The sequence below is a fragment of the Mesorhizobium sp. M0701 genome (genome assembly GCF_040320365.1).
Taxonomy (GTDB): domain Bacteria; phylum Pseudomonadota; class Alphaproteobacteria; order Rhizobiales; family Rhizobiaceae; genus Mesorhizobium.
In genome coordinates, this window is sequence record NZ_JAMYPO010000027.1 from 88,130 (window position 1) to 94,502 (window position 6,373).

The 6,373-nt window shown below is 59.6% G+C and carries 5 protein-coding genes and 1 pseudogene; 2 read left to right on the forward strand and 4 right to left on the reverse strand.

Translation table 11 applies throughout. The annotated features are described in order from the left end of the window. The first annotated feature begins 740 nt into the window (after positions 1 to 740). A complete protein-coding gene (locus NKI24_RS23255) occupies positions 741 to 1,796 on the forward strand; it encodes a cytochrome-c peroxidase (RefSeq protein ID WP_352748668.1) in 1,056 nt (351 codons plus the stop codon). A 277-nt stretch (positions 1,797 to 2,073) separates the two neighbouring features. On the opposite strand, the gene NKI24_RS23260 is transcribed toward NKI24_RS23255, so the two are convergent. The 4 genes and pseudogenes from NKI24_RS23260 to pdxR all read right to left on the reverse strand — a co-directional run bounded on the left by NKI24_RS23260 (position 2,074) and on the right by pdxR (position 5,497). Next, positions 2,074 to 2,595 carry a helix-turn-helix domain-containing protein gene (locus tag NKI24_RS23260; protein WP_352468280.1) on the reverse strand — a complete coding sequence of 174 codons (522 nt, stop codon included), beginning with the start codon at positions 2,593 to 2,595 and terminating at the stop codon, positions 2,074 to 2,076. 564 nt (positions 2,596 to 3,159) lie between these two features. Next, positions 3,160 to 3,438 carry a phenylalanine--tRNA ligase beta subunit-related protein gene (locus NKI24_RS23265; RefSeq protein WP_352748649.1) on the reverse strand — a complete coding sequence of 93 codons (279 nt, stop codon included), beginning with the start codon at positions 3,436 to 3,438 and terminating at the stop codon, positions 3,160 to 3,162. Positions 3,439 to 3,766: 328 nt separating this feature from the next. Then, positions 3,767 to 3,844: pseudogene (locus NKI24_RS23270) on the reverse strand (MOSC domain-containing protein); the annotation flags it as partial. A 156-nt stretch (positions 3,845 to 4,000) separates the two neighbouring features. Continuing rightward, positions 4,001 to 5,497: a MocR-like pyridoxine biosynthesis transcription factor PdxR gene (gene pdxR, locus NKI24_RS23275; protein ID WP_502901485.1), complete on the reverse strand. Its 1,497-nt coding sequence runs from the start codon at positions 5,495 to 5,497 to the stop codon at positions 4,001 to 4,003. 83 nt (positions 5,498 to 5,580) lie between these two features. Between pdxR and NKI24_RS23280 the strand changes: the two genes are divergently transcribed. Then, positions 5,581 to 6,373, forward strand: a 793-nt coding sequence (locus tag NKI24_RS23280) for a trans-sulfuration enzyme family protein (protein ID WP_352748651.1), incomplete at its 3' end; no start/stop codon positions are given.

The window sequence follows — 6,373 nt, forward strand, 5'->3', positions numbered from 1 at the left end:
TGGAGCGTACTATAGCGAACAAACAATATTTTGCGCCCTTTGGCGATGTTAATCATCTTGTTGTATTTGTAGATCAGCTGTCTCGCGACAGGACTGCAACGCTTCCGATGTTAAATCACTGCGTTGGACGTGGTTCTCTAAAATTCATGATGATAAATTGCCGTGTAGTTATTGCAAAGCAGTTGTCCTATTGAAGCAAGATGATAAACGAAGCCAAAATTGTGCTCCGTCGTCTGCCAATATTCGCTCGATGGAGGCTATAGGCCTCACAAGTCAATCAAAACAGCTACTCGGGCGCCCTTTGAAATTCGTTTAATTTCGCTCAGCCCAACGGCCCTCCACAGTCGAAAATAAGATTGTCCCGCAAAGGGTGCTACAAGACGCGATCGCGGATCGATTTCGGCCAACGTCGATCTGGCGAAGGCACGCCGGAAATCTAGCAGGTCCTGCAGCGGAACAGATAACCCGAACCGAAATCTGACACGGCGGCGGACCCGATTTCTTCATGGTAGAAGGCGCAGAGAGAACCGGAGCACGGCTCCGGCGCCGCCGCTTGCCGAGCAGCGATCCTCCGCCTCCCTGAAATCCAATCGAGAAGAGCGTTCAATTCCCGGACGGTCCAAGCTCTGCCGCGAAAACAGGTGTCAGACCCCGGTCCTCTCCCGCAGCTGATCTAGCGCAGGGCGTTCATGGGCTGCGTATCCCAGAGTGGCTGCGTGGACGACGCAGGGAGATCATTTATGAAAATCCTATTCAGTACGATGGCTGTCCCCTTGCTGGCAGCCACCGCTTTTGCTGCGGATTCGATCCCCACAGACCTCAGAGAAACGGCACTGGCCACCTTCAGGGCTTTGCCATCCACCACGCCGGCAGTCGCCAATAACCCGATCACCCCGGAGAAGATCGCTCTCGGCAAGGCACTGTTCTTCGATCCACGCGTCTCGGCGTCAGGCGTCTTGTCGTGCAACTCGTGCCACAACTTGGCCACCGGCGGCGACGACAATCAAGAAACCTCGATCGGCCATGGTTGGCAGAAGGGACCGCGCAACGCGCCGACTGTACTGAACGCTGTCTTCAACATCGCCCAGTTCTGGGACGGTCGTGCCGAAGACCTGAAGGCTCAGGCGAAGGGACCGGTCCAAGCCGGCGTCGAAATGGCCAATACACCGGGTCAAGTCATCGCCACCCTCAAGTCGATGCCGCAATATGTCGATTGGTTCGATGCAGCTTTTCCGGCTGAAGCCGATCGGGTCACCTTCGACAACTTCGCCAAGGCAATCGAAGCCTTCGAGGCGACACTGGTCACCCCGGCCCCCTTCGACAGCTTCCTCAATGGTGATGAGGCTGCCATGACTTCCGAACAGAAACAGGGCCTGGCGCTTTTCATGGACAAAGGCTGCTCGTCCTGCCATGCCGGCATCAACGTTGGTGGGGAAGCCTATTACCCCTTCGGCCTCGTGGAACAGCCCAGCGCCGAGGTCCTGCCGGAAAAAGACAAGGGCCGATTTGCGGTCACCAATGCAGCCGACGATTCCTATGTTTTCCGCGTGGCGCCGCTGCGCAACGCAGCACTCACCGCGCCATACTTTCATTCGGGCAAGGTTTGGGATCTGAAACAGGCCGTTGCCATCATGGGAACCACCCAGCTTGGCGTGGTACTGGCGGACGAAGAAGTCGACCTGCTTGTTGCCTTCCTCAACTCGCTGACCGGAAAGGCACCCGAGGTCGCCTATCCCATCTTACCCGCCGAAACGGCGACAACACCCCGGCCTATAACGCAGATCTTAGGAAAATAAACGGCCAGCTGACTGCGGAACATCGCAATTGACAATGAGTGCGACTTTTACTGGACGAGACGAGTCGCGACGTCCTTGAGAACGCAAATGGCTCGTTTCCAAAGTGCAGGCACTGCTTCCGTCACCAGCTCGTTGCGATGGAATCATGTTTGGGATCTGGCGTGCGACATGCCAAGGAAGGCGTCTGACGCATGAGGCTCGCGCGCTGTCGATACCGCGCGGCGGCCGGTCATCGCGCTGGCGGCCGAATTGCCGCGCGCCGAAGTGATCGGCACCCTTAGGGCGAAGGGGCAGCCACTCCGTCCTCCATGTCCAGCGATTCTTCGACTGCTTCCGGATTCCGGGCGATGGTCCAAAGGAGAGTATTCGCCGCTGCATCCGGTTTCGAGCGACCTTGCTCCCAGTTTCGAAGCGTTGCCAGATCGAGGCCATACCTCACGGAGAATGCCTCCTGAGAGAGCTTCGTGCGATCCCGGACTTCGCGAACACTTATCGGCCGCGGCGCATGAACCTTCGCGATCACGCCTGCGGACGACAGTTCATTCTTCAGTGCCAATAGGTCGTCGACGCAAGGAACCGTCACGAACGCCTTGCCGTGATCGACCATCTCCGTGAGTATCGCGTGGGCCGTCCTGAGCGGCAGCTGTCTCTTAACGAGAATCCGGGCGGCCTCAGGAGTATTCGCGCCGTGAAGAAAACTGAGGCTCAGTCGGACGGGAGAGCCTGACGACACCGGGACGACGTCCCGGGTTCGCACCCGTTGTCCGTACCGCTCCATGAATTTCGATTTAGTCGACATTAAGCTTCTCCGCGATCACTCGACCGAGCTTGCGCAATTTGGACCATCCCCACTGGAGGCATCGCGATAAAAGTACGCCAAACAACGCTAAGGGAGAACAAGCAATGATCTGATTTCGTTCGACCCTCGTTTTCGAGAGCCGTTCTGGGTCGTTCGCGATCAACTGTGTAGGCCAGCGGAGCGAGCAAGGAGCGCCAGATCCGGACAGGGCTGAGTGGGGTGTTTCTCCGAAAGGTGGACCATGCCCTAAGGGACACGAGATGTAGTGGACTCGTCGATCCGCGCGATTTCGATTCGCGCACCCGGGCACAACGCTTGGATAAGTCCCATCAAATGCTCTCCGGTGCCCGTCATCTGTATAGCTGACATTGGGCCGAAGGCTTCCAGCACGAGCCACATGGCGCGGGTATCGACCGTGACCCATGGTGCGCCGCCCCTGCCGCCAGTTCCAGCGGCGGCACGTGACACCGGAATCATCGCACCAGATGACTTCGCCCGGTTCGGGATGCTCGGTTACCATTTCACCTTGCTCGATCGTGTCGAATGGCTCCGCTCCCTTCGCAATTAAAAGTCTCGGGACCCCTGGTAGAGATCGAGATCTTCCCCGCCAATCGGAACGCCATACAACACGCTGACGGCATTGTAGGCATCAATCAGTGGGGAAATCCGCGGGAGAGAGCCATCTTTCCGCACCCGCTTGAGAAGCGCGGCGGCCGAGCACGGCGTTCGATTGGCCTTTGTGCCGAAAGCCTCGTAGGCAACGGCCCACGCCGCAAGACGCGCGTCCCTTTGGGCGTCATCGCGAAGCGCCGCCTGTTCCGCCGCCGCAATCGTGTCGTTCAACGCCTGTGCATCCGGCACGTCGATTCCAGCGTTCCGCACCACAATGCTGATCAGATGAAAATCCCGGTAGCGGGCCTTGATCTCGGGGCAATCAATGGCGTGAAAGACATGGGATACTCTTTTCTCATGGGGAGGCTTTGCGCTGCGGGTGGTTCGGGAAATGTTTCAAGAAAGGTGCTTGTCGAGCGTCCAGATCTTCTGGCGTCGCCATGGTGCATGCCGCACCATGCGCTGGATAATTCCATCATTCGGCGGTGGACAAGGCCTGATAGAGATCGTCGATTATGTCTTGCGGGTGCTCGAGCCCACCTCGGCCGGCAACAAGCTACGCCTCCTCCAGATCCTCCATTTCATAGGAGGCAGCGGGCGCGATATGGATGTGAAGCAGCTTTCCTTGCCGGGTCATGCATCGCTTTCGGAAATTCGTCTCGCACGAAAATCTGCCGCCAAACTGGCCTGATCAACAGCATGGTATGGCGTTTTCCCAGTCCAGTTGGCTGTTGCAAAGAAATACGGGGCCCCCTCGGACCGTTTTCAGCGCCTGCTTTGACCTCCCCCTGTCTCAGTTGTTCCGCGCCGGCATCGCGTCTTGCACCTGCTTGACAACCTCTCGCAGGACCTCAACGCCCTTCCCGATCTGCCTAATGCTCAAGGCGGCATATCCCATGACAAGACCGACGCGATCCGCGCGGCCTTCGTCCGATGGCTGTTCGTATAGCGGCGAGATTAGGTGTAGCCCCAAGCCCGCACGTCGGGCGGCTTCGACCAGTGCCGGTTCCTGCGATCGTGGCAGGTCTTTGAGCCAAACGGCGACGTGCAGCCCGGCATCTGCTCCCTGGACAGCGATGCGATCGCCGAAGCTGTGCCGCAAGGCGCCCAACAACGTCTCCCGACGCTCGCCGTTCAGCCTGCGGACGCGGCGCACATGGCTTTCGTAGCCGCCACTCTCGATCAAAGAGGCCAGCGCCTCCTGTTCAGCCACCGGCGAATGCCGGTCCGCGAATTGTTTGGCGGTTGCGAAGACCTCCTGCAATTCCGGCGGGACGACGAGGTAGCCGATACGCAGCATCGGCGAGAGCGTTTTGGAGATCGTGCCGAGGTAGATGACAGCCCCGTGGTCCTCGATACTGTGCAGCGGAGGGACCGGATTGATGTCGTAGCGATATTCGCTGTCGTAGTCGTCCTCGATCACATAGGCGTTGTTTTGCCGCGCCCATTCCAGAAGCTGATGGCGGCGCGCGATCGGCATGACGCCGCCCAGCGGAAACTGATGCGATGGCGTGACATAGGCCAGTCGCGCCCCGATCCCCGCCAGCAACTCCGTCTTCATCCCGTCCTCGTCGACGGTGACCGGGACGGGCGAGGCACCCGTACTGGCAAAGACCTGACGCGCCATCCTATAGCACGGGTCCTCGATGACGAAGCGGTCGGCGGAATCGAGAAGTAGGCGAGCGCACAGATCGAGGCCCTGCTGCGAACCGTTGACGATGATGATCTGCTCGAGGTCGCAGCTCAGCGTTCGGGCGCGCCAGAGATAGCCCTGGAGCGCCTGGCGCAGCCGGCGCGAGCCGCGAGGATCGTCATAGGCAAGACGCAACGGGCGCTGCCCCATCGCCTCGTTCATCGCACGTTTCCAGACCAATGCGGGGAAGTCTGACGGCGCCAGGTCGCCATAGCGGAAATCGACCTTCAGTCCAGTCGGCAGATAATCCGGCCAGGGCGGCGTAACGCGCAGTCGTTCGCCATAGGCGGACAGATGAACCGGGCCGACTCGTTTCGCGACGGTGCGGCTCGTCTCAGGACCGATCAGCGAGGATGCAACGCGAGGTCGTGCGCCTTTACGGACGTCGATGAAACCTTCCGCGGTCAGTTGGTCATAGGCGACCGTCACCGTCGTTCGCGAAACCCCAAGGTCATTTGCGAGGCCTCGGGAGGACGGCAGCTGACTGCCGGTTTCATAGACGCCGCCGAGGATTTGCTCGCGAAGAGCCTCGTAGATCTGGCGTGCACCCATCGCGTGCGAGCGACCTGCAGAACCGGCACTTGAAGACTGGACCATTTCATTCATCGCCAACTGGATATTTCACATTGGCCAGTTTGCCGTCAATCTTTCGGAAACCCAAGCAAGATCTTAGAGGCCGAATGACCCGTTCCTATCAATCCGAAACCGATGCTCTCACGCGGTCGCTCAACGACACCGGTCCCGGATTCGCCACTCGGGCGATCCATCATGGCTACGATCCGGCCGGCTTTTCCAATGCCGTTCAGCCGCCAGTCTTCTTGACCTCGACCTATGGATTCGAAAGCGTGGCAGCGAACGAGGCCGCCGCCGCGCTTGGCGGAAGGCTCTATGCGCGCGAATACAATCCGACGACGGAGATCCTCGAACAACGGCTTGCCAATCTGGAAGGAGCCGAGGCAGGTCTGGTCGTTGCCTCGGGGATGGCGGCTTTCGGGACGCTGATCCTGTCGCTCCTGTCCCAAGGGGATGAACTCATCGTCCACAGGACGCTTTATGCGAACACGCTTGCCATGGTCGAACAGGCGGTTCCCCGCTTCGGCATCAAGGTCGTCGCGGTCGACCTGTCCGATCCTCAAAATCTCGATGCCGCGATTACCGAGCGGACCCGGCTTGTTTTCTTCGAGACGCCGGTGAATCCGCTGAGCCGCATCCTTGATCTCGCTGCCATTGCCGAGCGCGCCCACGCGCGCGGTGTAAAGGTTGCAGTCGACAGCACCTTCGCCTCCCCCGCGCTCCAGCGGCCGCTCGAACATGGGGCAGACCTCGTGCTCCACTCGCTGACCAAATACATCAATGGGCACGGCGATGCCCTTGGCGGGGCGATTCTCGGCGACGCGCAAACGCTCCGCACGCTGCACGAAACGGGCCTGCGCTACATCACCGGCGCAGCGCTCTCGCCCATGTCAGCCTTCC